This window comes from Ornithinimicrobium pekingense DSM 21552, assembly GCF_000421185.1.
In the GTDB taxonomy this organism is placed as follows: domain Bacteria; phylum Actinomycetota; class Actinomycetes; order Actinomycetales; family Dermatophilaceae; genus Ornithinicoccus; species Ornithinicoccus pekingensis.
The window spans coordinates 285280-311402 of the sequence record NZ_ATWJ01000010.1; the positions used below are offsets into that span (position 1 = coordinate 285280).

Annotated in this window: 21 protein-coding genes; all 21 read right to left on the reverse strand. The window is 73.4% G+C overall.

Translation table 11 applies throughout. The features are described from left to right. Positions 1-7: 7 nt before the first annotated feature. The 21 genes from rpe to pyrR all read right to left on the reverse strand — a co-directional run bounded on the left by rpe (position 8) and on the right by pyrR (position 26084). Entirely contained in the window at positions 8-694 is a 687-nt protein-coding gene (rpe, locus tag K330_RS0110960; RefSeq protein ID WP_022921873.1) for a ribulose-phosphate 3-epimerase, read from the reverse strand. 24 nt (positions 695-718) lie between these two features. Then, positions 719-2224 carry an RsmB/NOP family class I SAM-dependent RNA methyltransferase gene (locus K330_RS0110965; RefSeq protein WP_022921874.1) on the reverse strand — a complete coding sequence of 502 codons (1506 nt, stop codon included), beginning with the start codon at positions 2222-2224 and terminating at the stop codon, positions 719-721. Next, positions 2217-3167, reverse strand: coding sequence for a methionyl-tRNA formyltransferase (fmt, locus tag K330_RS0110970; RefSeq protein ID WP_022921875.1), 951 nt, complete (start codon positions 3165-3167; stop codon positions 2217-2219). Before fmt ends, K330_RS0110965 begins: the two co-directional genes overlap by 8 nt. Before the next feature lie 18 nt (positions 3168-3185). Next, a complete protein-coding gene (locus K330_RS20725; protein ID WP_022921876.1) occupies positions 3186-4988 on the reverse strand; it encodes an ABC transporter ATP-binding protein in 1803 nt (600 codons plus the stop codon). Further along, positions 4988-6103 carry an ABC transporter permease gene (locus K330_RS20730; protein ID WP_022921877.1) on the reverse strand — a complete coding sequence of 372 codons (1116 nt, stop codon included), beginning with the start codon at positions 6101-6103 and terminating at the stop codon, positions 4988-4990. The genes K330_RS20725 and K330_RS20730 overlap by 1 nt, the downstream gene beginning before the upstream one ends. A gap of 67 nt (positions 6104-6170) precedes the next feature. Further along, positions 6171-7697, reverse strand: a complete 1527-nt coding sequence (locus K330_RS0110985; RefSeq protein WP_022921878.1) for an ABC transporter permease — start codon at positions 7695-7697, stop codon at positions 6171-6173. A gap of 242 nt (positions 7698-7939) precedes the next feature. Beyond that, entirely contained in the window at positions 7940-9796 is a 1857-nt protein-coding gene (locus K330_RS0110990; protein ID WP_022921879.1) for an ABC transporter substrate-binding protein, read from the reverse strand. A 254-nt stretch (positions 9797-10050) separates the two neighbouring features. Then, positions 10051-12186 carry a primosomal protein N' family DNA-binding protein gene (locus K330_RS0110995; protein ID WP_022921880.1) on the reverse strand — a complete coding sequence of 712 codons (2136 nt, stop codon included), beginning with the start codon at positions 12184-12186 and terminating at the stop codon, positions 10051-10053. Further along, the gene (metK, locus tag K330_RS0111000; protein ID WP_022921881.1) at positions 12186-13400 is read right to left on the reverse strand and encodes a methionine adenosyltransferase; all 1215 of its coding nucleotides are present in this window, start codon (positions 13398-13400) and stop codon (positions 12186-12188) included. Before metK ends, K330_RS0110995 begins: the two co-directional genes overlap by 1 nt. A gap of 114 nt (positions 13401-13514) precedes the next feature. After that, positions 13515-14759 (reverse strand): bifunctional phosphopantothenoylcysteine decarboxylase/phosphopantothenate--cysteine ligase CoaBC, encoded by a 1245-nt coding sequence (gene coaBC / locus K330_RS0111005; RefSeq protein WP_022921882.1) that lies wholly within the window; start codon positions 14757-14759, stop codon positions 13515-13517. Positions 14760-14777: 18 nt separating this feature from the next. Then, positions 14778-15041, reverse strand: coding sequence for a DNA-directed RNA polymerase subunit omega (gene rpoZ, locus K330_RS0111010; protein ID WP_029202573.1), 264 nt, complete (start codon positions 15039-15041; stop codon positions 14778-14780). Between the two features lie 5 nt (positions 15042-15046). Beyond that, positions 15047-15580 carry a guanylate kinase gene (gmk, locus tag K330_RS0111015; RefSeq protein ID WP_022921884.1) on the reverse strand — a complete coding sequence of 178 codons (534 nt, stop codon included), beginning with the start codon at positions 15578-15580 and terminating at the stop codon, positions 15047-15049. Between the two features lie 77 nt (positions 15581-15657). Beyond that, on the reverse strand, positions 15658-15975 hold the full coding sequence (gene mihF / locus K330_RS0111020) for an integration host factor, actinobacterial type (protein WP_022921885.1): 318 nt from the start codon (positions 15973-15975) through the stop codon (positions 15658-15660). A gap of 133 nt (positions 15976-16108) precedes the next feature. Beyond that, positions 16109-16948 carry an orotidine-5'-phosphate decarboxylase gene (gene pyrF, locus K330_RS20735; RefSeq protein ID WP_022921886.1) on the reverse strand — a complete coding sequence of 280 codons (840 nt, stop codon included), beginning with the start codon at positions 16946-16948 and terminating at the stop codon, positions 16109-16111. Further along, complete coding sequence (locus K330_RS0111030) at positions 16945-17811, reverse strand: beta/alpha barrel domain-containing protein (RefSeq protein ID WP_022921887.1); 867 nt, start codon at positions 17809-17811, stop codon at positions 16945-16947. Before K330_RS0111030 ends, pyrF begins: the two co-directional genes overlap by 4 nt. Beyond that, positions 17808-18614, reverse strand: coding sequence for a ferredoxin reductase domain-containing protein (locus tag K330_RS22745; RefSeq protein WP_022921888.1), 807 nt, complete (start codon positions 18612-18614; stop codon positions 17808-17810). Before K330_RS22745 ends, K330_RS0111030 begins: the two co-directional genes overlap by 4 nt. Positions 18615-18628: 14 nt before the next feature. Further along, positions 18629-22042, reverse strand: a complete 3414-nt coding sequence (gene carB / locus K330_RS0111040) for a carbamoyl-phosphate synthase large subunit (RefSeq protein WP_022921889.1) — start codon at positions 22040-22042, stop codon at positions 18629-18631. Further along, positions 22029-23225, reverse strand: coding sequence for a glutamine-hydrolyzing carbamoyl-phosphate synthase small subunit (gene carA / locus K330_RS0111045; protein WP_084617414.1), 1197 nt, complete (start codon positions 23223-23225; stop codon positions 22029-22031). The genes carB and carA overlap by 14 nt, the downstream gene beginning before the upstream one ends. Positions 23226-23227: 2 nt before the next feature. Then, positions 23228-24574 carry a dihydroorotase gene (locus tag K330_RS0111050; protein ID WP_022921891.1) on the reverse strand — a complete coding sequence of 449 codons (1347 nt, stop codon included), beginning with the start codon at positions 24572-24574 and terminating at the stop codon, positions 23228-23230. Next, a complete protein-coding gene (locus tag K330_RS0111055) occupies positions 24571-25503 on the reverse strand; it encodes an aspartate carbamoyltransferase catalytic subunit (protein WP_022921892.1) in 933 nt (310 codons plus the stop codon). The genes K330_RS0111050 and K330_RS0111055 overlap by 4 nt, the downstream gene beginning before the upstream one ends. Continuing rightward, positions 25500-26084 carry a bifunctional pyr operon transcriptional regulator/uracil phosphoribosyltransferase PyrR gene (gene pyrR / locus K330_RS0111060; protein ID WP_022921893.1) on the reverse strand — a complete coding sequence of 195 codons (585 nt, stop codon included), beginning with the start codon at positions 26082-26084 and terminating at the stop codon, positions 25500-25502. The genes K330_RS0111055 and pyrR overlap by 4 nt, the downstream gene beginning before the upstream one ends. Positions 26085-26123 lie beyond the last annotated feature (39 nt).

Genomic DNA, 26123 nt, shown 5'->3' on the forward strand with positions numbered 1-26123 from the left:
GCGAGGTTCAGGCGGTGCGGTGGCCGGCGCACGCCTCGCGGGCGAGCCGGCGCAGGTCGGCGATCCGGCCCGCGGCGTCGTCGGCGCCGTAGACGGCCGAGCCGGCGACGAAGACGTCGGCCCCGGCCTCCACGCACCGCCCGATCGTGTCCTGGGAGACGCCTCCGTCGACCTGGACCCAGATCTCACCTCCGCGTCGCCGGACGGCCTCGCGGACCGCTGCCACCTTGGGCATCTGGTCGTCCATGAAGGACTGCCCGCCGAACCCGGGCTCCACGGTCATGACCAGCACCATGTCCACCTCCGCGAGCAGGTCCTCGTAGGGCTCGAAGGGGGTCCCCGGCTTGAGCGCGAAGGCGGCCCGCGCGCCGGCCGCGCGGACCGCGCGGGCGGTCGCGACCGGGTCGGCGGCGGCCTCGACGTGGAAGGTGACCGACCGGGCGCCGGCCTCGGCGTAGCCGGGGGCCCACCGGTCGGGGTCCTCGATCATGAGATGGCAGTCCAGCGGCACGGGGCTGACCCGTGCGAGCGCCTCCACCACCGGCTGCCCGAGCGTGAGGTTGGGCACGAAGTGGTTGTCCATGACGTCCACGTGCGCCCAGTCGGCGTCGGCGATGCGCCCCAGCTCGCGCTCGAGGTTGGCGAAGTCGGCGGCGAGGATCGAGGGGCTGATCTGCAGGTGCGGCTCCGGCATGCGGCTCACCCTAGTTCCGGGCGGTCACCGGCGCCGCAGCAGGGCGACGAACATGCCGTCGGTGTCGTGGCGGTGCGGCCACAGCTGGGCCCACGGGCCCTCCCCCGTGCCCGGCAGCGCCGTCCCGGAGCGGTCCCGCAGCCACGGCCGGACGTCGACGAGGTCGACGTCGTCGCGCCTCTTGAGCACGTCGCGGACGACCAGGTGCGTCTCGGCGATGTGCGGCGAGCAGGTGGACCAGGCCACGAGCCCTCCTGGCCGGACGGCGTCGAGGGCCGAGCGGAGCAGGTCGCGCTGCAGCGGCCCGAGGTCGGTCAGGTCCGCGGGCGTGCGGCGCCAGCGGGCCTCGGGGCGGCGGCGGAGGGCACCCAGCCCGGTGCAGGGAGCGTCGACGAGGACGCGGTCGTAACGCCCCGGCTCCTCCCGTCCCACCTCCCGGCCGTCCCCGACGGTCACCTCGACGTCGGCCCCCGAGGAGAGCGGGCCGGCGAGCGTGCCCCGCACCAGCTCGGCGCGGTGAGGGCTGACCTCGTTGGCGCGCAGCGACACGCCGCGCTGCACGGCCAGGGCCGCGAGCAGCCCGGCCTTGCCCCCGGGTCCGGCGCACAGGTCCAGCCATCGCTCGTCCGGCCCGTGGAGGGGTGCGTCGGCCAGCGCCAGCGTCAGCAGCTGGGAGCCGGCGTCCTGGACCGCCGCCCGGCCCTCGCGGACGGCGGCGAGGTCACCGGGGTCGCCGGCCGGCAGGGTCCAGGCCGTAGGCGCCGACGCCGAGCGGACCGCGCCGGCAGCCAGCAGCTCCTCGTCCGGCACGAGGCCGGGCCGGGCGACCAGCGTCAGGGGGCCGGGACTGTTGTGGGCGGCGAGGAGGCTGGGCAGCTCCGCCGCGGCCTCCGGGTCGTCCCCGCCGTTGGCGACGAGGGCGGCGCGCAGCGCCCGCACGACCCACTCCGGGTGGGAGTGCTCCAGGGCCGCCCGGGCCAGCGGGTCGTCCACCTCGGCCGTCAGCAGCTCCACCCAGGCGTCCCGGTCCCGCTCGGTGACCCGGCGCAGCACCGCGTTGACGAAGCCACCCGCCCCCTGGCTCACCTGCTGGCGGGCCAGGCCCACCGTGGCGCTGACGGCGGCGTGGTCGGGCACCCGCATGCCGAGCAGCTGGTGGACGCCCAGCCGCAGCACGTCGAGCACCGGAGGGTCGATCCGCACGGCCGGACGGTCGGCCGCGTGCGTGATCACCGCGTCGTAGAGCCCCTGCATCCGCAGGGTGCCGTAGGTCAGCTCCGTCGCGAAGGCCGCGTCGCGCCCCGACAGACGCGCCCGGCGCAGCGCGCGTGGCAGCTCGAGGTTGGCGTAGGCGGCGTCCTCGTGCACGGCGCGCAGGACCCGGTATGCCGTCTCGCGCGCCGGGTCGGTGCGGCGGGCCCGCTGGGCCGGGGTCTGGGCCGAGCGCTGCCGGGGGCCGGACCGGCGGCCCGAGCCTCCTCCGCGGCGGTCGCCGCCGGCGCGGGCTTGGCGCCCGCCCTGCTCACCCATCGAACCGCTCCCCCGGCTCGGGACGCACGCCCCGGGCCCAGTCGGACGCGGCCATGACCTTCTTGCCGTGCGGCTGGACCTTGCCCAGGCGCACCGGCGCGGTCCCGGTGCCGACCAGCACCTCGCGGCGGCCGGCGACCAGCTCCCCAGGGGCGAGCGCCGTCAGGTCGTCCCCGGCCGCGTCGGCGGGCGGCGCCGGGTCGACGGGCAGGACCTTGAGGCGCTCCCCGCGCCACGTGGTCCAGGCGCCCGGGGCCGGGGTGCAGCCGCGCACGAGCCGGTCGACGGCGAAGGCCGGCCGCGTCCAGTCCACCCGGGCGTCCTCCACCTCGATCTTGGGCGCCAGGCTGACGCCCTCGGCCGGCTGGGGCTCGGGCACGAGCTCGCCCCGCTCGAGCGCGTCGAAGCTCGCCACCAGCAGGCCGGCACCCGCGGTCGCGAGCCGACCGAGCAGGTCACCGCTGGTGTCGCGCGGCCGGACCGTCTCGGTCAGCCGCCCCAGCACCGGCCCGGTGTCCAACCCCTCCTCCAGCACGAAGGTGACGGCACCGGTGACCTCGTCACCGGCCATGACCGCGTGCTGGACGGGTGCGGCGCCCCGCCAGGCCGGCAGCAGCGAGAAGTGCAGGTTGACCCAGCCGTGCCGGGGCAGGGACAGCAGCTCCGGCGGCACCAGGGCCCCGTAGGCCACGACGGCGCAGACGTCCGGCGCCCATGCCTCGAGCTGCTCGCGCACCCCGTCGTCGCGGAGGCGGGACGGGGCCAGGACGGGGACACCGGCCGCCTCGGCCGCCTCGCGCACCGGCGACGGCCGGGAGCGCCGGCCCCGGCCCGCCCGGGCGTCGGGCCGGGTCAGGCAGCCGACCACCTCGTGCGAGGAGGCCAGCAGCGCCTCCAGCGAGGGGCGGGCCACGTCCGGGGTGCCCGCGAAGACGACCTTCACCTCATACCTCCACCCCGCTCAGACGTCGTCCCGCTCCTCGGAGATGGAGCCGCGGAACTCGTCGACGTCGTTGATCTGCAGCTCGGCGATCTCCTCACCCTGGGCGAGCAGCAGCTCGTGCCGCTCACGACGGCGGCGGTTCTGCTCGACGGGGTCGGGCACCGGCGCGGCCGCGATGAGCCGCTGGGTGTAGTCCTCCTGGGGGTTCTCCATGATCTGCTCACGGGGCCCCGCCTCGACGACCTTGCCGTTCTGCAGGACGACGACCTTGTGGGCCAGCAGGTCGATGACCGCCAGGTCGTGGCTGATGAACAGGCAGGCGAAACCGAACTGTTCCTGCAGCTCGGCGAAGATCTTGAGCACCCGCGCCTGCACCGAGACGTCCAGGGCCGAGGTCGGCTCGTCCGCCACGAGCAGCTCGGGGTCGAGCGTGAGGGCCCGGGCGACACAGATGCGCTGGCGCTGCCCGCCGGACACCTCGTGCGGGTAGCGGTTGTAGACCTCCCGCGGCAGGTGCACGGCCTCGAGCAGCTCGTGCACCTTGTCCTGACGACTCTTGCGGTCGCCCACGTTGTGCACGACGAGCGGCTCGGCGATGCACTCACCGATCGGCAGCCGCGGGTTGAGCGAGGCGGCCGGGTCCTGGAAGATCACGCCGATGCGCTTGCGCAGGGCCTTCTTGTCGCGCTTGTTCATCCGGGTGATGTCCTGCCCCAGGAGGCGGAACTCCCCGCTCGCGGCCGGGATGAGGCCGAGGGCGCACCGGCCGATCGTCGACTTGCCCGAGCCGGACTCCCCGACCAGGCCGACGATCTCGCCCTTGCGGACGTCGAAGCTGACGTCGTCGACCGCGCGGAACGGCGGCTTGCCCAGGCGCTGGTACTCGATGACGAGGTTCTTCAGCTCGATCGCCAGCGGCGCCTGCGCGTCGACCTCCTCGTTGACGCGGATGCCCATCTGGCCCCGCCCCGAGCCCATCCGCGGCACCGACCCGAGCAGCATCTTGGTGTAGGCGTGCTGCGGCCGCAGCAGCACCTCCTCGACGGTGCCGCGCTCGACGATCTCGCCCTTGAACATGACCGCGACCCGGTCGGCCATGTCGGCCACCACGCCCATGTTGTGGGTGATCAGCAGGATGCCCGTGTTGAGCTTGTCCTTGAGCGAGCGCAGCAGGTCGAGGATGTCGGCCTGGACGGTCACGTCCAGGGCGGTCGTGGGCTCGTCAGCGATGATGACCTTGGGGTCGCAGCTGATCGCCATCGCGATGACGACGCGCTGGCGCTGCCCGCCGGAGAGCTCGTGGGGGTACTTCTTCATCTGCCGGGCGGGCTCGGGGATGCCGACCATCTCCAGCAGCTCGACCGCGCGGTCGAGGGCCGCCTGCCCCCGGGCGACGTGGTGCAGCTCCATGGCCTCGACCATCTGCGTGCCGATGGTGAGCACCGGGTTGAGCGCCGTCATCGGCTCCTGGAAGACCATGGCCACGTCGTTGCCGCGCAGGCGCCGCATGGTGCGCTCGGTCAGCCGGCCGACCTCGCGGCCGGCGACGTTGACGGCCCCGCCGATGGTGGCGTTGCGCGGCAGCAGGCGCATGGCCGTCATGGAGGTGACGGACTTGCCCGAGCCGGACTCGCCGACCAGGGCCACGACCTCGCCGGGCCGGACCTTCAGGTCCACCCCCTTGACGGCGTGGACGCTGCCGAACTCCGTCTTGAACCGGACGTCGACGTCGTCGAAGGCGAGGACGACCTCCTCACCGTCCGTGGGCGTGCCGGTGCCGGTGTAGACCTGGCCGGTGTAGCTGTCGGTGGGGCTGGACATCAGTCGGCGGTCCTGTTCTGACGGGGGTCGAAGGCGTCGCGCAGGCCGTCGCCGAGGAAGTTCACGGACAGCGCGATCGCGAGGATGATCATGCCGGGCCACCAGAAGAGCCACGGCCGGGACTGGAAGCTGGTCTGGTAGGTCGAGATCAGCAGCCCCAGGGAGGTGTCGGGCGGCCGCACCCCCCAGCCGAGGAAGGACAGGGCCGACTCGGTGAGGATCGTCGCGGCGATCGCCAGCGTGGCGCTGACGATGATGGTGCCGATGGTGTTGGGCAGGATGTGCTTGAAGATGATCCGCCCGGACCCGGTGCCGATGGCCTCAGCCGCCGTCACGAACTCCCGCTCGCGCAACGAGAGCACCTCACCCCGGACGAGCCGGGCCAGGCTGGTCCAGCCGATGACGCTGAGCAGGAAGGCCAGGGGCCAGATGCCACCGTTGGCCATCTTGCCGAAGACCGCGGCCAGCACCAGCGCCGGGATGACGATGAACAGGTCGGTGATGCGCATGAGGATGGCCTCGAGCCAGCCGCGGTAGTAGCCCGCGATGGCGCCGATGACCACACCGATGACCGTCGAGACGAGGCCGACGGTGAAGGCGACGATGAGTGAGCGCTGCGTCCCGCGCATGGTCAGCGCGAAGTAGTCCTTGCCCGCGTTGTCCTGACCGAAGGGGTGCTCGCCCCACGCCGGCGGCCACAGGCCGAGGGTGGGACGGCCCTGGTTCTCGACCAGCGCCCCCTCCCAGTAGTTCTTGCCCCACCAGCCCGGGATGACCCCGTAGCCGATGGAGGTGAAGGCGAAGACCGTGATGGCCAGCAGCCCGATGAGCGAGACCATGGCGCCGCGGTGGCGCAGGAAGCGCCGGCGGACCAGCTGCCCCTGGGAGTAGGACTTCTCCGACAGGTCGATCTGCTTCTCGACCGAGTAACCCGCGTCGGGGCCCTCGCCGAGGTCGCTGACGTCGTCGGCGGTGTCCGGGTCCTGCGGTGCGGCCTTGTCCTGCGGGAAGGGGACGGGCGAGAGACCCTCCCGGCCGGAGCCGGGGACCGGAGGCCGGTCCTGGTCGGGCCGGTCGCCCTCCGGCGGCGTGGTGTCGTCGGGCTTGTCGTTCATCGGGTGGTCCTAGCTGTACGGGCCGCACGGGCGGCCTGCGACGGGAGAGCGGTCCTCACGGCGGGGCTCACCGCCGGATCCGCGGGTCGAGGAAGGCGTAGGCGATGTCGGCGAGCATGTTCATGAAGACGGCGGCGCCACCGGCCACGAGGTAGTAGGCCATGACGGGACCCGGGTCGACGAAGTTCAGGCCGGTGCGGAACATGTCGCCCAGGCCCTTCCACCCGAAGACGGTCTCGGTGATGACGGCCCCGCCGAGCAGGTTGGCGAAGTCGAACGCCACGATCGTGGTGATCGGGATCAGCGCGTTGCGCAGGGCGTGCTTGGAGTAGACGACACGGTCCGACAGGCCCTTGGACCGGGCGGTGCGGATGTAGTCCTGGTTGATCGTCTCCAGCATCGAGGCGCGGGTGTAGCGGCTGTAGGCCGCGATCGAGATGAGTGTCAGCACGATCGTGGGCAGGACCAGCTGCACGCCCCAGTTGTAGAGGAAGATGTAGAAGTTGCCCTCGAGCCGCTCGAAGGGGATCCGCGAGTCCCCGATCGTGCTGATCGGGCGCGGGGCGACCTGCAGGAAGGCGTTCCAGTTGCGCAGCAGCTGGTCCATGAAGACGAGGAAGGCGAAGGCCAGGGCGGTGCCGGTGCAGACCACCATGGCGACCCTCTTCTCGAAGCCGCCGAAGAACCAGCCGATGGCGGCGCCGACCGCGGCGGCCAGGGCGGCGAGCCCGATGACGCGCAGCCAGGTCGGGTCCTGCATCAGCGGCCCCGTGGCGAAGTAGGCGACGACGCCGGTCGCGACGGTCGCCAGGCCGGCGTAGAGGATCCGGCGCTGCTCCAGGCCCACGGTGAGCGTGAGGAAGAACGCCAGAGCGACGAGCCCGCCCAGCACGATGAGCGGGAGCCCGAGGGCCGGCTGGCGCCACCAGCCCACCTGGTCGAAGAGGAAGACCGCCGCGAAGACGACGATGGCGGTCGCCAGGAAGGTCAGCGCCTGTCGCCGGATGTCACCGCCGAGGACGGAGGCCACCAGGAGGGCGAAGACCAGGGCGACCACGGCGATGGCTGTCGTGCTCAGCGCCGGGTCGGCGATCCAGTTGTTGAACCGGATGGCGCCGAAGTCCTTGAGCAGCACCGCTGCCCAGAACACCGGCAGGGAGAAGAAGAGGAAGGCGAAGAAGGTGATCGCGTAGTCGAAGCCGGAGTACTGCCGGATGGCCGAGAGCACGCCGAGCGCCACACCGATGACGATGGCAAGGACGACCGAGAGGGTCACCAGGCGAAGGCTGGCCCCGGCGGAGCTGAGCAGCAGGGTGTTGATGTTGGCGCCGTCACGGGAGGTGCCGAGGTCGCACTGCAGCACCAGGCACTTGCTGGCTCCCCCGAGCCAGGTCAGGTAGCGCTGCCACCACGGCATGTCCAGGTTCATGTTCTCGATGCGCGCCGCGATGAGCTGGTCGCGGTTCTCGGCGCGCGTCTCGCGCAGGTCCTGGAGCGGGTCGCCGGAGTTGATGGTCGCGAAGTACATCAACGCTGATCCCAGGAGCAGGACCACCGCGGAGATCGCTATCCGGCGGAGGATGAACTGGAGCACGGGAGAGTAAACCTTCCTGCGGGAGCCACCGTCGGCGGTGGCTCGTGACCGAGGCAGACTAACCGACGGGTAGCGGCGTTGGCCACGTTCACGGGCAAGGGAGCGTCACCGCAGGGCGGTTGACGTCGGGTGAGGGGGTCCGGGCGCAGAGCGGGGCGGGAGGGCATCATGCCCTCCCGCCCCGTACTGGCGACCGGCACCGGCAGCTCAGCTACCGGTGGTCGGCCGGGGAACGGCCTGGGTCAGTTGGCGCGGACCCACTGCTCGGCGTTCCACGACACACCGGTCTGGACCGAGGTGTGGCGCACGTTCTCCAGCGAGGAGTCGTAGCCGACGACGCCCGGGTGGGCGAAGACCGGGATGCCGTAGAGGGTGTCCCACAGCTCCTTCTCGATGACCTTGATCTGCTCCAGGTGGACCGCCGGGTCGTTGGAGGTGGCCAGGACGTCCCAGGCCTCGTCGACCGTCTCGTTGGAGTAGCCGCCGTAGTTCTGGCCGCCGTCCGTGGAGTAGATCGGCTGACCCGAGGCGATCTGCCCCGAGCCGGCCCACGCGAAGAGGGCGACCTCCCAGTCACCGGTCTCCAGCGGACCGCCCTGCTGGAAGAAGGTCGGGTCGCCGGCGTCGACGATGTTGAAGCCGGCCTCGTCGCAGGACGCCTTGATCGTGGTGACCTCGTCGGTGCGGCGCTGGTTGGGCGCCGAGTAGCCGATGCGGACCTCGACCGGGGTCTCCAGACCGGCCTCCTCCAGCTTGGCCGCGGCACCCTCGATGTCGACCTCGTCGTAACGACCGTCGTAGGCCGCGTCGAGGACCTCCTGGTAGTCGTCCTGGAAGGGGAACTTCTCGCGCAGGTTCATGACCTGAGCCTCGGGGTTGATCGGCTGGATCAGGTTCTGCACGATCTGCTGGCGCGGGACGCACATCGCGAACGCCTCGCGGGCCGCCAGGCCACCCTCGTCGTCGGAGAAGACCGAGCCCTCCGCGAAGTTGAAGTCCAGGTGCTCCCAGGTCATCTCGTCGCCCTGGAGCAGGCTGACGGTGTCGCCCATGTTGTTGAGCTGGTCGACGGTGTCGACCGTGGCCTGCGGCTCGATGACGTTGATGTCACCGTTCTGCAGGGCCTGCACGTGGGTCTCCGGCGCGGCGAACTTGAACACCAGGTTGGCCGTCGCCGGCGGGGTGCCCCAGAACTCCTCGTTCGGGACCAGGCCCAGGGACTGGTCCTTCTCCCAGACCGAGCCCTGCAGGGTGTAGGGACCGCTGGAGGGGACGATGGCCTCGTCGGCGATCTCGTAGTCGTTGAACACCCAGCCGGTGTTCCAGAACTCCGAGGCCTGCCCGACGGTCTCGCCGTCGCCGTCGATGATCGCCTGGGTCAGCTCGGCCGGGTCGAGGCCGGACTGCTCGGCCACGACGTGGGCCGGCTTGGCGGCGGAGACGACGAGCTCCCAGTCCGGGTAGGGCTCGGGGTAGACGACGGTGAAGGTCTTGCCGTCGACCTCGGCCTCGGGGACCTCGGGGACGTACTTGCCGAAGGTGTCGGACACCGGGTCGAAGCCGAGGGCCTCCGCACCGCCGAGGGCCTCGGGGTTGGACGACGCCCACTCCAGCAGGTAGTCGTTGGCCGTGACGGGGGTGCCGTCGGACCAGACCGCCTCGTCGGAGATCGTGTACTCGACGGTCAGCGGGTCCTCAGAGGTGGTCTCGTAGGAGCCGAACCACTCGTTGGGGTAGATCGCCCCGTCGGTGCCCCAGTACCAGAAGCCGCTCTGCACCTGGTTGTTGACCACGGCGTTGTAGGTCGAGTTGGTCGCAGAGGTGTCGCCGTTGTAGGCGTTGTACTGCTCCGAGCCGGTCGAGAACGAGATCTCGTCCTCGGCGGTGGTGACGTCACCCAGGTCGGCCTTGCCGGTCGAGCCGTCGCCCTCCCCGCCGGCCTCGTCGCCGGACGTGGCCGTCTCGTCGTCGGTGTCTCCGGTCTCGGAGTCGGTGTCGGTGTCACCACCCTGCTCGGCAGCGGTGGTGTCCTCCTCCGGGGTCTCGGTCTCGGACGTGCAGCCGGCCAGGGCCAGGGCACCGGCCGCAACGACAGCCATGGTCGCGCGCCTGATCTTCAATGTTCCTCCTAGTGAGAAGCTCGGACCGGGGGTCACGGTCCACGGTGGCCGCGCCCAGGTCGGCGCCGAGCCGGGGGGTTGCGCACTGAACATAGGCACGTGCCGGGGGCCTGGGCTAGCGATGTGTCCGCACGGTGACCCGATCGTTACGCATTTGAGACTTACTCGACCTGCCCCTACGTCAACCGGATGCGGTGACCATCGCCTCACCCGGCGCGGGACGTCGCCGCAGGTCAGAGCAGCCCGTCACCGGGGTCGAGGACGGCACGCACCACCTCGTCGGCCTTGCGGGCGCTGCGGGACGCACGCACGGCCCTGACCCCGGCGGCGAGGCTGCCCGGCGGGTCGCCGTCCCCGGCGTCCCCCTCCCGGACGAGGACCTGCGCCTCGTCGCGCTCGTCGGCGAGCGGGCGGCCGAGGACCACGTGGCCCGCCGCACCCAGGGCCTCCACGACCTCATCCACCGCCCGGGCGGGGCCGCGCACGGCGGCGTGGCGCCGGGCGGGCGGCAGACCCAGCGCCGTCCGGTCGGCGAGCTCCCGGGTGGCCAGCCCCACCGGGTCCCACCGGACCAGGGCCTCCACCGCCGGCACCCCTGCGTGCGGCGGGGCGCCGCACAGCACGACCCGGGCCGCTGACGCACCGCCGGCGCCCGTCGGCCGGACCAGACCCGCGGCCGCCGTCCAGCGCCGCAGCGCCTCCACACCGGCGTCGATGGTGGCGCGGTCCAGGAGCCGCCAGGCGTCCAGGAGGGCGACGGCGTGGTAACCGCTGGGAGCCCACGGCTCGGCTCCGGGCGTGGCGACCACCAGGGCCGGTGCGTCGTCGACCCGGGCGACCACGTGCTGGCCCCCCGAGCTGATGACCCGCACGGACGGGAAGGCTCGGCCCAGCTCCTCCGCAGTGCGCTGCTCGCCGAGCCCGGCGGAGCGCAGCCGGCTCGACCCGCAGCTGCGGCACGCCTGCCCGGCACGCGCCGGCGTGCCGCACCAGCGGCACGCCGGTGTGCGGCCGCCGCCGCCGATCCCCACCGGCCCCTCGCAGCGGCTGCACCGCACCGGCGCCCGGCACTCCTGGCACGAGAGCGAGACCACATACCCCTGCCGCGGCACCTGGACCAGGACCGGTCCGTGCTCGAGCCCCTCCCGCAGGGCCCGCCACGCCACCGAGGGGATGCGCGCGCTCCGGGCGGCCGCGTCACGGTCCTGCTGGTGGCCCTCGCCGGCCACCACCACGGCCGGGGCTACGGCACGGACGGTCCCTCGCGCCGCGCTGACGTCGGGCAGCTCCCCCCGCTCCACCCACGACTGCAGCTCCACGCTGCGGCCCAGGCCTCCTACGAGCAGTCCGGCGCCCTCGGTCCTGGCCCGCACCCGCAGGACCTCCCGCACGTGGGGATAGGGGGCGCGGGGCTCGTGGTGCAGGTCGTCGCCGTCGTCCCAGCACGCGAACAGCCCGGCGTCGCGGACCGGCGCCCAGGCCGCCGACCGTGTCCCGACGACGACGCGGGCGTGGCCGCGCAGCACCGTCAGGAACGCGCGGTAGCGCGCCTCCGGCCCCAGGTCGGCGGTGAGCTGGACGCACTCGCCCTCCCCCACCAGCGCCTCCACCTCGGGCACCAGCCGGGCGACGTCACGGTGGTCGGGCACGACGACCACCGCGCTGCGGCCGCTGCGCCAGGTGGCGGCCACCACCTCCGCCAGGGCCGTGGCCCAGCCCCGCCCGTGCGGCTGCGCGGGAAGCGCGAGCCAGGCCGCCGACGGCGACTCCCCCGCGGCGAGCCGGCGGAGCAGGGCGGGACCTGCCGGGTATGCGGCCCACGCGCCGCCGAGAGTCCCACGGTCGCGGGCGGTCGGGTCGGCGTCGGCAGGGTCGACCCGACCGTCCTCGGCGGGCCCTGGGGAGACGCCGCGCTCGGCCCGGGCGTGCCGAGGTGGGACGGCCAGCCGCAGGACGTCCGCCAGGCTGCCGCCGTAGTGGTCGGCGACCTCGCGCGCGGCCGCGGCCACGGAGGGCGTCAGCACGGGTTCGGGGCTGACCACCCTGCGCAGCGGTGCCAGCCGTCCCGTGTGCTCGGCGACGTCGTGCCGGGCGAGCAGGAAGCCGTCGTGGTCGCGCCCGGCGAACCGCACGCGCACCCGGGCGCCCGGGCGTGCCTCGTCGTCCAGCTCGGCCGGCACGAGGTACTCGAAAGGGCGGTCGAGGTGCGCCAGGGGTGTGTCGACGACGACCGTGGCCACCGGTGCGGCGGTCGCCGTCGGACGCTCGGCGACCGGGGCCCTGCTCGGCGCCCGGCGACGGGCGACCGGCACCGGGACCAGCGCCAGCTGCTCGCCGGCGTCCTCCGCGGCACCTGACCTGTCCGTCATCACACCGCGCGGCGGAGCTCCTCGACGCGGTCCAGCCGCTCCCACGTGAAGGGGTTGTCCACGCCGTCGGCCACGGTGCGGCCGAAGTGGCCGTAGGCGGCGGTCGGCCGGTAGATCGGCCGGAGCAGGTCCAGCTCGTGGACGATCGCCGCCGGGCGCAGGTCGAACACCTTCGTGACGGCGTCCTGGATGCGCTCGGTGGGCACGGTCTCGGTGCCGAAGGTCTCGACGTAGAGCCCGACGGGCTGGGCCGTGCCGATGGCGTAGGCGACCTGGATCTCGCACCGGCGCGCCAGCCCCGCGGCCACGACGTGCTTGGCGACCCACCGCATGGCGTAGGCGGCCGAGCGGTCGACCTTGGACGGGTCCTTGCCGGAGAAGGCGCCACCACCGTGCCGGGCCATGCCGCCGTAGGTGTCGACGATGATCTTGCGTCCCGTCAGACCGGCGTCACCCATGGGGCCGCCGATCGTGAAGATGCCGGTCGGGTTGACGAGCAGCCGGTAGCCGTCGGTCGTCAGGTCGACCCCCGACTCGTGCAGCTCGGCCAGGACCGGGCTGATCACCCGCTCCCGGATGTCGGGGGCCAGCTGGTCCTCCAGCGAGATGTCACGTGCGTGCTGGGTGGACAGCACCACCGTGTCGAGGCGGACCGGTCGGTCGTCCTCGTAGGCGATGGTCACCTGGGTCTTGCCGTCGGGCCGCAGGTAGTCCAGCTCGCCGCTCTTGCGCACGTGGCTCAGCCGCTCGGCCAGCCGGTGGGCCAGGTGGCCCGGGATCGGCATCAGCTCGGGGGTGTCGTCGCAGGCGTAGCCGAACATCAGCCCCTGGTCGCCCGCCCCCTGCACGTCGTAGGGGTCTGCGCCGCCGTCCTCGCGGCTGGCCATCGCGGTGTCCACCCCGACAGCGATGTCCTCGGACTGGTCGCCGATCGAGATCTCCACCCCGCAGGTCCGGCCGTCGAAACCCTTGTAGGAGTTGTCGTAGCCGATCTCCAGGATGGTGTCGCGCACGATCTTGGGGATGTTGGCGTAGCCGCTGGTGCGGACCTCGCCGGCCACGTGGACCAGCCCGGTCGTGACCATCGTCTCCACGGCCACGCGGGAGTGCGGGTCCTGGCGCAGCAGCTCGTCGAGGATGCTGTCGCTGATCTGGTCGCAGATCTTGTCGGGATGTCCCTCGGTGACGGACTCGGACGTGAACAGGCGGGCCATGGGTCTCCTCGCGGGTCGCAGCGGCTGCTGGCTCGAACCGGAAGTCTACGGTCCGCCTCCGACGGACCATCGAGGCCGTCCCGACCCGCGCGGTCCGGGGACGGGCGCCGCGGCTCAGGGCAGCTGCGGTACGACGGTGTCCCAGATCGCCTCGGCGACCGCCGTCTTGGTGACCGGGCCCACGGTCACCGTCTCCTCGGTGCCGGGCCTGAGGAGGTGGACCGTGCTGGTGTCCTCGCCGAACGTCTTGTCGGTGCCGACCTCGTTGGCCACCAGCAGGTCGCAGCCCTTGCGCGCGAGCTTGGCCCGGGCCAGGTCGAGGACGTCCCCGGTGCCGTCACCGGTCTCGGCCGCGAACCCCACGATGTAGGGACGGTCGTGCTGGCCACGGTCGCGCACCAGGCCGGCCAGGACGTCGGGGTTGCGCACGAGCTCGATGGTCGGCGCGCTCTCGTCCCCCTGGCCGTGGCTCTTCTTGATCTTGGCCTCGGCGTAGCGCGCGGGGCGGAAGTCCGCCACGGCGGCCGCCATCACCACGGCGTCCACGTCACCCGCGGCCACGGCCGCGGTCACCGCCTGCTGCAGCTCCAGCGCGGTGCCGACCGCGACCACCTCGCAGCCGTCGGGCACGGCCAGGGCGACGTTGGCCGAGACCAGGGTGACCCGGGCACCGCGGCGCGCGGCGTCGGCGGCGACGGCGTACCCCTGCTTGCCGGAGGAGCGGTTGCCCAGGAAGCGCACGGGGTCCAGCGGCTCGCGCGTCCCGCCTGCCGAGACCACCACGTGGCGTCCGGCCAGGTCCCCGCCGGTGCCGCTCCCGGGTGCGCCCGCCCCGCCCGGGACGGCCGCCAGGGCGGCCGCGACGATGTCCTCCGGGTCAGGCAGCCGGCCGGGGCCGGTGTCCGTGCCGGTGAGCCGCCCCGAGGCCGGGTCGACCACCGTCACGCCGCGCGCCCGCAGGGTGGCCACGTTGGCGACCGTGGCCGGGTGGTCCCACATCTCGGTGTGCATGGCCGGGGCCAGCACCACCGGGCAGCGGGCGGCCAGCAGCGTGGTGGTGAGCAGGTCGTCGGCCAGGCCGGAGGCGGCCCGCGCCAGCAGGTCGGCCGTCGCCGGCGCGACCAGCACCAGGTCGGCCTCCTGGCCGAGCCGGACGTGGTTCACGGAGGGCACGTCGTCCCAGACCTCGCTGGTCACGGGCCGACCGCTCAGGGCCTCCCAGGTGGGCGCACCGACGAAGCGCAGGGCCGCCGCGGTCGGCACGACCGTGACCTGGTGCCCCGCCTCGGTCAGCAGCCGCAGCACGAGGGCGGCCTTGTAGGCGGCGATGCCGCCGCTGACCCCGAGGACGACCCGCACCGTGTCGGGTCCCTGCCGTCAGTTCTCGGGCGAGCTGGTGTGCAGCTTGCCCTGGTCGATCTCGTGCAGCGCGATGGACAGCGGCTTGTCGGTGGCGTCCGCCTCGACGAGGGGCCCGACGTACTCGAGGAGACCCTCGGAGAGCTGGGAGTAGTAGGCGTTGATCTGGCGGGCCCGCTTGGCGGCGTAGATCACGAGGGCGTACTTGCTGTCGGCCCGCTCCAGGAGGCTGTCGATCGGCGGGTTGGTGATGCCGTCGGGGTGGGCGATGGTGCCGGTCACGTTCGTCACGAATCCTTTGCTGGGGTGGGGTCAACCATCAATGATACGAGGTGCTCGGCCGCCCGGGCGACATCGTCGTTGACGATCGTCACGTCGAACTCCTCCTGGGCGGCCAGCTCCTCCCTGGCGGTGCGCAGCCGGACCTCCCGTTCCTCGGGGGTCTCGGTGCCCCGGCCGACCAGCCGGGAGACGAGCTCGTCCCAGGACGGCGGGGCGAGGAAGACGAAGAGCGCCTCGGGCATGACCCCGCGGACCTGCCGCGCACCCTGCAGGTCGATCTCGAGCAGCGCCGGCCGCCCGGCGGCCAGCGCCTCCTGCACCGGCAGGCGCGGCGTGCCGTAGCGCGAGCGCCCGTGCACGTGGGCCGACTCGAGCAGCTGGCCCTCGCGCTCCAGCCGGTCGAACTCCGCCTCGTCGACGAAGTGGTAGTGCCGCCCGTCCACCTCGCCCGGGCGCGGCCGACGGGTGGTCGCCGACACCGACAGCCACACGTCGGGGTAGTGCTCGCGGACGTACGCCGCGACCGTCCCCTTCCCCACCGCGGTGGGTCCGGCGAGGACGACCAGACGCCGGCCCGACCCGGTGGGCGAGGGCCGGCCGTGGGCTGGGCGCGTGCTCAGCTCTCGCCGAAGCGCTCCAGGAGCTGGGCCACCTGGTTGGCGCCCAGACCCCGCACACGCCGGCTCTCGGAGATGCCGATCTCCTCCATCATCTGCCGGGCGCGGACCCGACCGACCCCGGGCATCGACTCGAGCAGCGCGGAGACCTTCATCTTGCCGACGACGTCGTTCTCCTTGCCCTGGTCGATGACTTCCTTGAGGGATCCCTGCGCGTTCTTCAGACGGTTCTTCACGGCGGCTCGCTCTCGGCGGGCCGCCGCCGCCTTGGCGAGCGCCTCGGCTCGCTGCTCGGGCGTCAGCTGGGGAAGGGCCACGCTCCAACTCCTCGGTCTGCGGTCTGCCGCGGACGAAGCGCCCGCTAGCAGGGAACCTACCGAGTGGGGAGGGCGTCTGCCAACCCGAAGGAGCCGGCGGGCGGGGTCGTGTCCCCGGGGTTTTTTGTGCAGGTCAGGAGCCCAACGCCCGCTGCAGCCGCGCCGACCAGTCGCGGGCGAGGGCGCGCAGGCCCTCGGGATCGGGTCCGGCGGAGGAAACCCCGCGGCTGATCGGCACCAGCACCCGCTCGCGCAGGGCTGCGAACGTCCGGGCGACATCCTCGGGCCCGGCGCCCTGGGCCCCCACCCCCGGCGCCAGCACGGGGGCGCCCGTCGCGGCGAGGTCGATGCCGAGCTCAGCGGGCGTCCTGGGCAGCGTGGCACCCACCACGAGGCCGATGTCGCCGAAGGGCATCAGCCCCGTGTTGTCGGCGGCGACGGCAGCGGCCACCCGCGCCGCGACCGGCGGGTCGCCGACGAGCTGCACGTCGGCTCCCTCCGGGTTGGACGTCAGGCCGAGCACCCAGACGCCACGCCCGCCGGCGCGGGCCAGGTCCAGCGCGGGCCGCAGGGAGCCGTAGCCGAGGTAGGGGCTCAGCGTCACGGAGTCGGCGGCCAGCGGGGCGCCGTCGGCCAGGTATGCGGTCGCGTAGGCGCCCATGGTCGAGCCGATGTCCCCACGCTTGACGTCCAGCACGGTGAGCACGCCCCGCTGCCGACAGGCCTGCAGCACCTCCTCCAGGACGGCCACGCCCGCCGACCCGTGCCGCTCGTAGAAGGCCGACTGCGGCTTCACCGCGGCGCACTCCCCGGTGACGGCGTCCAGCACCGTGCGGCTGAACGTGCGCAACCCCTCCGCCGAGTCGGGCAGCCCCCAGTCGGCCAGCAGGTGCGCGTGCGGGTCGAGACCGACGCAGAGCGGTCCCCGCTCCTCCATCGCGGCGGCCAGTCGGGCTCCGAAGTGCGGGCTCATGAGGGCTCCTGTGCGAGGTCGGTCCGGGACTGTGTCGGCGGGACGTCGTCGCCCGCTCGTGGGAGACCGGCCGCCACGGCGTCGCGGACGGTCCACAGCACCGAGGGGTCGGCCCACAGCGCACTGCCCAGCTGCACCGACGCCGCTCCCTCCGCGAGGGCGTCCAGCGCGGCGGCCGGGCCGTGCACGCCGCCCGCCGCGACCAGGGGCGCACCGGGCCAGCGCTGCTCCGCCGCGGCGACGCGCAGGGCTCGCAGGCCCGCGAGGCAGACCGCCGCGGTCGAGGGGCCGGACCACCAGCGCCGGGGGCCGAGCCGGACCTGCCCGGACACCACGACCGCGCTCGCGCCCCCGGCGACGGCGGCGCGAGCGCACGCCACCAGCGCGGGGTCGGTCGCCGACACCCGGGCCAGCAGCCGCTGGTCTCGGGGCGCAGCCTCCCGCACCCTGGACATGCAGCGCAGGACGGTCTGGTCGTCCGCCCCACGCAGGTCGACCTCCACGGCCATGACGGCGTCCCCCTCCAGGCTGCGGTGCACCTGCTCGACGACCGCCGCCAGGTCGCCCGTGGTCGTCCCCCTCACCACCAGGCAGCCACCGAGGCCGCGCGTCGCGGCCCAGCCCAGCAGCTCCCGGGCCGCGTCCACCGACACGGCGGTCGCGTCGTCGTGGTCCAGCCCGCCGACCCCGACCCGGTGCACGACCGAGCCGGGTGCCCGGGCCCGGCGCACCCCGGCCTCGACCGGACCGACGGGCACGGGGATGCCCGAGAGGTCGCCGAGACGTGCGAGGGCACGAGGGTCGCTGACGGCACCGACACCCAGCAGCACCGGTGGCAGCGGTGCGGGGCCCCGCGCGCTCACCGGGCCGGCTCCTCGACGAGCCACTCCCCCGGCACGACCGGGCCCTCCAGGCAGGGACGCAGCACGCGCCCCGCCCTCCCGGCCTGCCGTGGTCCTCGGCCGTCGTCGTGCACCAGCAGGTCGCACGCTCCGCACAGCCCGGTGCCGCACACCACGGCGGGGCCGTCGAGGTCGAGCGCGGCAGCCCGGACGGGCAGACCGCGCCGCAGGGCCTCCTCCGCCACGCCCCGCAGGAGCGGCACCGGGCCCGCGGCGTAGACGACGGCGGGGTCCGCCGCGGGGTCGTCCAGGACGCGCCGGAGCGTGGCCGGCAGGTCCTCCGGCAGCGCGAGCAGCACGGCACGGGCGTGGCGACGCAGGTGGACCAGGTCGAGGTGGAGGTCCGGGTCGGAGGCGCTGAGCAGGACGTGCACCGGGCAGCCCCGGTCCCGCAGGACCTCCACGAGCCAGCGCAGCGGCACCGCGCCTCCCCCGTGCCCGACGAGCAGGACGGGCACCGGCGCGGACGGTGCCGGGAACCCACGGCCCAGCGGACCGAGCAGCCTGACCCGCTCCCCGGTGGCGGTCTGGCGCTGCACGGGCAGCAGCAGGTCCACGCTCGCGCCGTGCACGGGGTCCACGTGCGCACCGGCCAGCCAGTGCACCTCCGGCAGGACCCGGCCGGTGGCCGGGTCGGTGGGCACGGCCACCAGCTGGCCGGGTCGGGCGTGGACCCACGGTGAGGCGTCAGGGACGGTGAGGCTCACGACGTCGTGCGCGCCGGCGGCGCGCACGCTCGTGACGACGGCCTCGGTCCCGACCACCTCGCCCGCCTCGCTCAGCGGGTGGACGGGTCGGCGCCGTCGCGGCCGAACAGGTCCAGGGCGGCCGCGTGCTCCTGCAGCGAGGCGACGCTCAGCGGCCCCGCGCGCATGGCCTCGATGCCGAGGACGGCGACGGCCAGCTGCTGCACGGTGGTGATGATGGGCTTGTCGAGGCTGGTGGTCGCCGCCCGGATGGCGTAACCGTCCGCGCGCGAGTCCCGCCCCGACGGGGTGTTGATCACCATGTCCACCTCGCCGGCCGTGATGCGGTCGACGATGGTCGGCTCACCCTCGGGCCCGGGGCCGTCGCTGTGCTTGCGCACCACCTCGGCGGGTATGCCGTTGCGGCGCAGCACGTCCGCGGTGCCTGCTGTCGCCACCACCGTGAAGCCCAGGTCGACCAGGCGCTTCACGGGGAAGATCATGGAGCGCTTGTCGCGGTTGGCGACCGACACGAACACCGTGCCCTGCGTGGGCAGGCTCGAGCCGGCGCGCAGCTGGCTCTTGGCGAAGGCCGCACCGAAGCCCGCGTCGATGCCCATGACCTCACCTGTGGACCGCATCTCGGGGCCCAGGATGGAGTCGATCGCCTGGCCGGTCTGGGTGCGGAACCGGCGGAAGGGCAGGATCGCCTCCTTCACGGCGAAGGGCGCGTCGGCGGGCATGGCGCCGCCGTCGAGATCGCGCGGCAGCACTCCTTCGTCGCGCAGCTCGGCGACGGTGGCCCCGAGCATCACCCGGGCGGCGGCCCGGGCCAGCGCCACCCCGGTCGCCTTGGCGACGAAGGGGACGGTGCGGCTGGCGCGCGGGTTGGCCTCCAGCACGTAGAGCACGTCCTGGGCGAGCGCGAACTGGACGTTGATCAGCCCGCGCACCCCGATGGCGTCCGCCAGCCGGCGGGTCGCCTCACGGACCTCCTCCAGCTCGCGCCGCCCCAGCGTGAAGGGCGGCAGCACGCACGCCGAGTCGCCGGAGTGGATGCCGGCCTCCTCGATGTGCTCCATGATCCCGCCGACGTAGAGGTCCGTGCCGTCGAAGATCGCGTCGACGTCGATCTCGACCGCGGTGTCCAGGAACCGGTCCACCAGGACCGGGTGCTGCGGGGAGGCGTGGGTGGCCCGCCCCACGTAGGCGGCGAGGGTGTCGTCGTCGTAGACGATCTCCATCCCCCGGCCGCCCAGCACGTAGGAGGGACGCACGAGCACCGGGTAGCCGATCTCGTGCGCGACCCCGAGGGCCTCCTCCACGGAGAAGGCGATGCCGTGCCGCGGCGCGGACAGACCGGTCTCGGCCAGGATGCGGCCGAAGGCGCCGCGGTCCTCGGCGAGGTGGATGGCCTCCGGGGAGGTCCCGACGACCGGCACCCCCTCCGCCTTCAGCGCCGCGGCGAGTCCCAGCGGGGTCTGGCCACCGAGCTGGACGACGACCCCGGCCAACGGGCCGGCCTGGCGCTCGGCGTGCACGACCTCGAGGACGTCCTCCAGGGTGAGCGGCTCGAAGTAGAGCCGGCTGGAGGTGTCGTAGTCGGTGGAGACCGTCTCGGGGTTGCAGTTGACCATCACGGTGTCGAAGCCGTGCTCGCGCAGGGCGAGCGAGGCGTGGACGCAGGAGTAGTCGAACTCGATGCCCTGGCCGATGCGGTTGGGCCCCGAGCCCAGGATGATGACGGCCGGCCGCTCCCGAGGCGCCACCTCGGTCTCCTCGTCGTAGCTGGAGTAGTGGTAGGGGGTCAGGGCCACGAACTCCCCCGCGCACGTGTCGACGGTCTTGTAGACGGGCCGCACGCCGAGCGCGTGCCGCACCCCCCGCACCACGGACTCCGAGAGCCCGGTCAGCTCGCCGATCTGCGCGTCCGAGAAGCCGTGCCGCTTGGCGCGGCGGAGCAGCTCGGGGGTCAGCCGACCGCCGGCGGACGCGCGGGCGTGGGAGCGCACCTCCTCGGCGACCTGGTTGAGCAGGGCGATCTGGTCGAGGAACCACGGGTCGATGCCGGTCGCCTCGTGCACCTCCTGGACCGAGCACCCTCCGCGCAGGGCCTGCTGCACGAGGACGAGGCGCCCGTCGGTGGGGGTGCGGGCCTGGTCGAGGAGGGCGCGCGCCATACCCGCCGACGGTGCCTCCTCCTCCCGCCAGTGGAAGGAGGAGGACGAGCGCTCGACCGACCGCAGCGCCTTCTGCAGCGCCTCGGTGAAGTTGCGGCCCAGGGCCATCGCCTCGCCGACCGACTTCATGGTGGTCGTCAGCGTGGGGTCGGCGGCGGGGAACTTCTCGAACGCGAACCGCGGCACCTTGACCACGACGTAGTCCAGGGTCGGCTCGAACGCCGCCGAGTACCAACGGTCAGCCTCGCGCAGCTCCTCGCCGGAGGCGGTCCGGGGGGTCCCCGGGGGGCGAAGCCCCCCGGACGAGGTGATGTCGTTGGGGACCTCGTCGAGGGTGTAGCCCAGCGCCATCTTGGCGGCGATCTTGGCGATCGGGAAGCCCGTGGCCTTGGAGGCCAGCGCCGAGGAGCGGGAGACGCGGGGGTTCATCTCGATGACGATGACCCGTCCGTCGGCGGGGTTGACGGCGAACTGGATGTTGCAGCCGCCGGTGTCGACACCGACCTCGCGGATGACGGCGATGGCGATGTCGCGCAGCTGCTGGTACTCCACGTCGGTCAGGGTCATGGCCGGAGCGACCGTGATGGAGTCCCCGGTGTGCACGCCCATCGGGTCGAGGTTCTCGATCGAGCACACGACCACCACGTTGTCGGCGTGGTCGCGCATGATCTCCAGCTCGTACTCCTTCCAGCCGAGGATGGACTCCTCCAGGAGCACCTCGGTGGTCGGGCTGTCCTGCAGCCCGGCGCCGGCGATGCGGCGCAGCGTCTCCTCGTCGTGGGCGAAGCCCGAGCCGAGCCCGCCCATCGTGAAGGAGGGCCGGACCACGACGGGGTAGCCGAGGTCCTCGACCGCGGCCAGGACCTCGTCCATGGTGTGGCAGATCGAGGAGCGGGCGACCTCCGCGCCGCAGCGCTCCACCACGCCCTTGAACAGCTGACGGTCCTCGCCGAGCTGGATGGCCCGCACGTCGGCACCGATGAGCGGGCAGCCGTACCTCTCCAGGACGCCCGCCTCGTGCAGCGCGATGGCGGTGTTGAGCGCGGTCTGCCCGCCCAGGGTGGCCAGCACCGCGTCGGGGCGCTCCTTGGCGATGATCGACTCGACGATCTCGGGCGTGATCGGTTCGACGTAGGTCGCGTCGGCCACGCCCGGGTCGGTCATGATCGTCGCCGGGTTGGAGTTGACGAGGACGACCCGGACGCCCTCCTCGCGCAGCACCCGGCAGGCCTGCGTCCCGGAGTAGTCGAACTCGGCGGCCTGGCCGATGACGATCGGGCCGGACCCGATGACCAGGACGCTCCTGATGTCCTCACGCCTGGGCACGGTGGTCCTCCATCAGCTGGGTGAAACGGTCGAACAGGTACTCCGCGTCGTGCGGGCCCGCGGCGGCCTCGGGGTGGTACTGGACGGAGAAGGCCGGGACCTGCTCGCAGCGCAGGCCCTCGACCACGTCGTCGTTGAGGGCCACGTGCGAGCAGCGGACCGGTCCGTACGCCGTGTCCGCCGGCTGGTCGGTGGGCACGCCCTCCGGCCAGGCGATCGCGAAGCCGTGGTTGTGGGCGGTGACCTCGACCTTGCCGGTCGAGCGGTCCAGGACGGGCTGGTTGATGCCGCGGTGGCCGAAGGGGAGCTTGTAGGTGCCCAGGCCCAGGGCCCGTCCCAGCAGCTGGTTGCCGAAGCAGATGCCGAAGAAGGGCAGGCCCGCGTCCAGGACCTCGCGCAGCAGGCCCACCTCGTGGTCCGCGGTCGCCGGGTCGCCGGGGCCGTTGGAGAAGAACACGCCGTCGGGCTCGGTGGCCCGGACGTCCTCGAAGGTGCTCGTGGCCGGCAGCACGTGCACCCGCACGCCGCGGCTGGCCAGCAGCGCCGGCGTCGTCCCCTTGATGCCCAGGTCGAGGGCGGCGACGGTGAAGCGGGTGGGCACGCCCTCGGGGGGCGAGACGACGTAGGCCTGGTCGGTGCTGACCTCGGCGGCCAGCGCGGAGCCGGCCATCCGCGGCGCCTCGGTCACGGTGCGCAGCAGCTCCTCGTGGGGGCGGCGGGCGGCCGGGCCGGAGAAGATGCCGACCCGCATCGCGCCGCGGTCGCGCAGGTGCCGGGTCAGCGCGCGGGTGTCCACGCCGCTGGCGCCGACGACGCCCGCGTCGCGGAGGGCGTCGGCGAGGTCGCCCTGGGAGCGCCAGTTGGAGGGGCGCAGGGCGGGGTCGCGGACGACGACCCCGGCCGCCCAGATCCGACGGCTCTCCATGTCGGCGCTGTTGACGCCGGTGTTGCCGATGTGCGGGGCGGTCATGACGACGACCTGCCGGTGGTAGGACGGGTCGGTGAAGGTCTCCTGGTATCCGGTCATCCCGGTGGAGAACACCGCCTCGCCGACGGTCTGCCCGACGGCCCCGTAGGCCTCGCCGCGGAAGACGCGTCCGTCCTCGAGGACGAGCACCGCCTCCTGCGGCACGCCCGGCGCGCCGCCCTGGTCCGCCCGGTCCTGCACCGGGTGCTGGGTCATGCTCACAGCTCCTCCTCGGGAACGTCCTCGGTGCCCCAGACCAGGCCCTCGCGGGCGGTGACCCGGCCACGCAGCATCGTCAGGTGCACGGCGCCGACCAGGTCGCGGCCGTGCCAGGGGTTGTTGCGCGACAGCGACCGCGACAGTGTCGCGTCGACGGTGGTCTGCCGGTCGGGGTCGACGAGCGTCAGGTTGGCGGGGGCCCCGGCCACGACGCCCTGCCCCTGGGTGCCGAGCCGCGCGATGCGGGCCGGGGCGCTCGACATGGCCCTGGCCACGTCCGCCCAGCCCATCCGGCCGGAGCGGACCATGACCGTGCTCACGACCGGCAGCGCCGTCTCCAGGCCGAGCATCCCGAACGCCGCGTCGACGAACGCGTGCTCCTTGTCCTGCCGGACGTGGGGGGCGTGGTCGGTGGCGACCACGTCGATCGTGCCGTCGGCGAGCGCCTCCTGCAGCACCTGGGCGTCCTCGGTGGGGCGCAGCGGCGGGTTGACCTTGTAGACCGGGTCGTAGCCGGCCAGCAGGTCCTCGGTGAGCATCAGGTGGTGCGGCGTCACCTCGGCGGTCACGTCGATGCCCCGCCCCTTGGCCCAGCGGATGACCTCGACGCTGCCCGCCGTCGAGACGTGGGCGACGTGGACCCGGGAGCCGGTGTGGCGGGCGAGCATGACGTCGCGCGCCACGATCGTCTCCTCGGCGACGGCGGGCCAGCCCGGCAGCCCGAGCCGGCCGGACAGCTCTCCCTCGTGGCAGCAGGAGGTCGCGCCTGCCAGGCGCGGGTCCTGGCTGTGCTGGGAGACGACCCCGTCGAAGGCCTTGACGTACTCCAGCGCCCGGCGCATGAGGCGCGCGTCGTGCACGCACCGGCCGTCGTCGGAGAAGACCCGCACCCGGGCGCGGGACCGCGCCATGAGGCCGATCTCCGCCAGCTCCTCCCCGGCCAGCCCCTTGGACACCGCGCCCACCGGGTGGACGTCGACGTAGCCGGCGCGCCGGCCCAGGTCGAGCACCCGCTCGGCCACCTCGGTGTTGTCCGTGACGGGGTCGGTGTTGGCCATCGCGAAGACCGCGGTGAAGCCCCCCGCCGCGGCGGCCTGCGACCCCGTGGAGACGGTCTCGGCGTCCTCCCGGCCGGGCTCGCGCAGGTGGGTGTGCAGGTCGACGAGGCCCGGCAGCAGGACCAGACCGTCGGCCGACAGCCGCTGCGTGCCCGCGGGGGCGTCGGCCGAGGCGTCGGAGCCCACGGCGGCGATGCGGCCGTCGACGACGAGGACGTCCTGGGTGCCCTGGCCGAGGACGTCGGCACCCCGGACGAGGACGGGTCGGGTGGTGGTGCGTGCGGTCACTGGTCGCTGCCTTCCCCGGCGAGGAGGTGGTAGAGGATCGACATGCGCACCGCCACGCCCGCCGAGACCTGGTCCAGGACCAGGGAGCGGGCCGCGTCGGCGGCGTCGGCGGAGATCTCCAGGCCACGGTTCATCGGGCCCGGGTGGCAGATCACGGCGTGGTCCTGGAGCAGGCCCAGGCGCCGCTTGGTGAGGCCGTAGGTGACCGCATACTCCTTGGCGGTCGGGAAGTAGCCGCCGCTCATCCGCTCGCGCTGGACGCGCAGCATCATCACGGCGTCGGCGGTGGGCAGCACCGCGTCGAGGTCGTAGGAGGTGGCGAAGCCGTCGGTGCCGGACCAGGTGTCGATCCCGCTGGGCATCAGGGTGGGTGGGGCGACGAGGGTCACCTGCGCGCCCAGCCGCTGCAGGCACAGCAGGTTGGAGCGCAGCACGCGCGAGTGGGTCAGGTCACCCACGATGACCACGTGCCGTCCCTCGAGGTCCCCCAGCGCCCGCCGCATGGAGTAGGCGTCGAGCAGCGCCTGCGAGGGGTGCTCGTGCGTGCCGTCGCCGGCGTTGACGACCGAGCAGCCGACCCAGTCCGCGATCTGCATCGGGGCGCCGCTGGCCGGGTGGCGCACGATCATCATGTCCACGCCCATGGCGTCGATCGTCAGCACCGTGTCACGCAGGCTCTCCCCCTTGGACACCGAGGTGCCCTTGCCGGTGAGGTTGATCGTGTCGGCGCTGAGCCACTTGCCCGCGATCTCGAAGCTGCTCCGGGTGCGGGTCGAGTCCTCGAAGAAGAAGTTGATGATGGTGCGGCCGCGGAGCGTGGGCAGCTTCTTGACGTCGCGGTGCTGCACCTCGTGCATCGACACCGCGGTGTCCAGGACGGAGAGGATCTCCTCGCGGGACAGGTCCGCGACCGACAGCAGGTGCTTCACTCGCCCTCCCCCTGCCGGTCCGCGGGGCCGGCGATGCGCACGCCCTCGGCGTCGACGCCGTCGTGCTCGGCCAGGCGCACCATGACCCGCTCGCTGTGCGAGGTCGGCAGGTTCTTGCCGACGTAGTCGGCGCGGATCGGCAGCTCGCGGTGGCCGCGGTCGACGAGGACGGCCAGCCGCACCGCCCGGGGACGGCCCAGGTCGGCCAGCGCGTCGAGGGCCGAGCGCACGGTGCGGCCGGAGTAGAGCACGTCGTCGACGAGGACGACGACCTTGCCGTCCACCCCGTCCCCCGGGATGTCCGTCGGCTCGACCGCCCGGGTGGGCTGGGAGCGCAGGTCGTCGCGGTACATCGTCACGTCGAGGGAGCCGACCGGGACCTCGGTGCCCTCCACCTGGCGGAGGGCCTCGCCCAGGCGCCGCGCCAGGTGGGCGCCGCGGGTGGGGATGCCGAGCAGGAGGAGACCCTCGGGTCCCTTGTTCGCCTCGAGGATCTCGTGCGCGATACGGCGCACGGCCCGGTTGATGTCGTCGCTGCTCAGGACCAGACGTCCTGGGCCAGCGTGCTGGGCAGCACTCACAGCCCGTCTCCTTCCCCGCCTCGCAGGACGGTGGTTAAA

Coding starts and splice junctions, on each gene's coding strand:
- rpe (WP_022921873.1), bottom strand. CDS start 694: ATGCCGGAGCCGCACCTGCAGATCAGCCCCTCGATCCTCGCCGCCGAC.
- K330_RS0110965 (WP_022921874.1), bottom strand. CDS start 2,224: ATGGGTGAGCAGGGCGGGCGCCAAGCCCGCGCCGGCGGCGACCGCCGC.
- K330_RS20725 (WP_022921876.1), bottom strand. CDS start 4,988: ATGTCCAGCCCCACCGACAGCTACACCGGCCAGGTCTACACCGGCACC.
- K330_RS20730 (WP_022921877.1), bottom strand. CDS start 6,103: ATGAACGACAAGCCCGACGACACCACGCCGCCGGAGGGCGACCGGCCC.
- K330_RS0110990 (WP_022921879.1), bottom strand. CDS start 9,796: ATGGCTGTCGTTGCGGCCGGTGCCCTGGCCCTGGCCGGCTGCACGTCC.
- K330_RS0110995 (WP_022921880.1), bottom strand. CDS start 12,186: ATGACGGACAGGTCAGGTGCCGCGGAGGACGCCGGCGAGCAGCTGGCG.
- metK (WP_022921881.1), bottom strand. CDS start 13,400: ATGGCCCGCCTGTTCACGTCCGAGTCCGTCACCGAGGGACATCCCGAC.
- pyrF (WP_022921886.1), bottom strand. CDS start 16,948: ATGAGCCCGCACTTCGGAGCCCGACTGGCCGCCGCGATGGAGGAGCGG.
- carA (WP_084617414.1), bottom strand. CDS start 23,225: ATGACCCAGCACCCGGTGCAGGACCGGGCGGACCAGGGCGGCGCGCCG.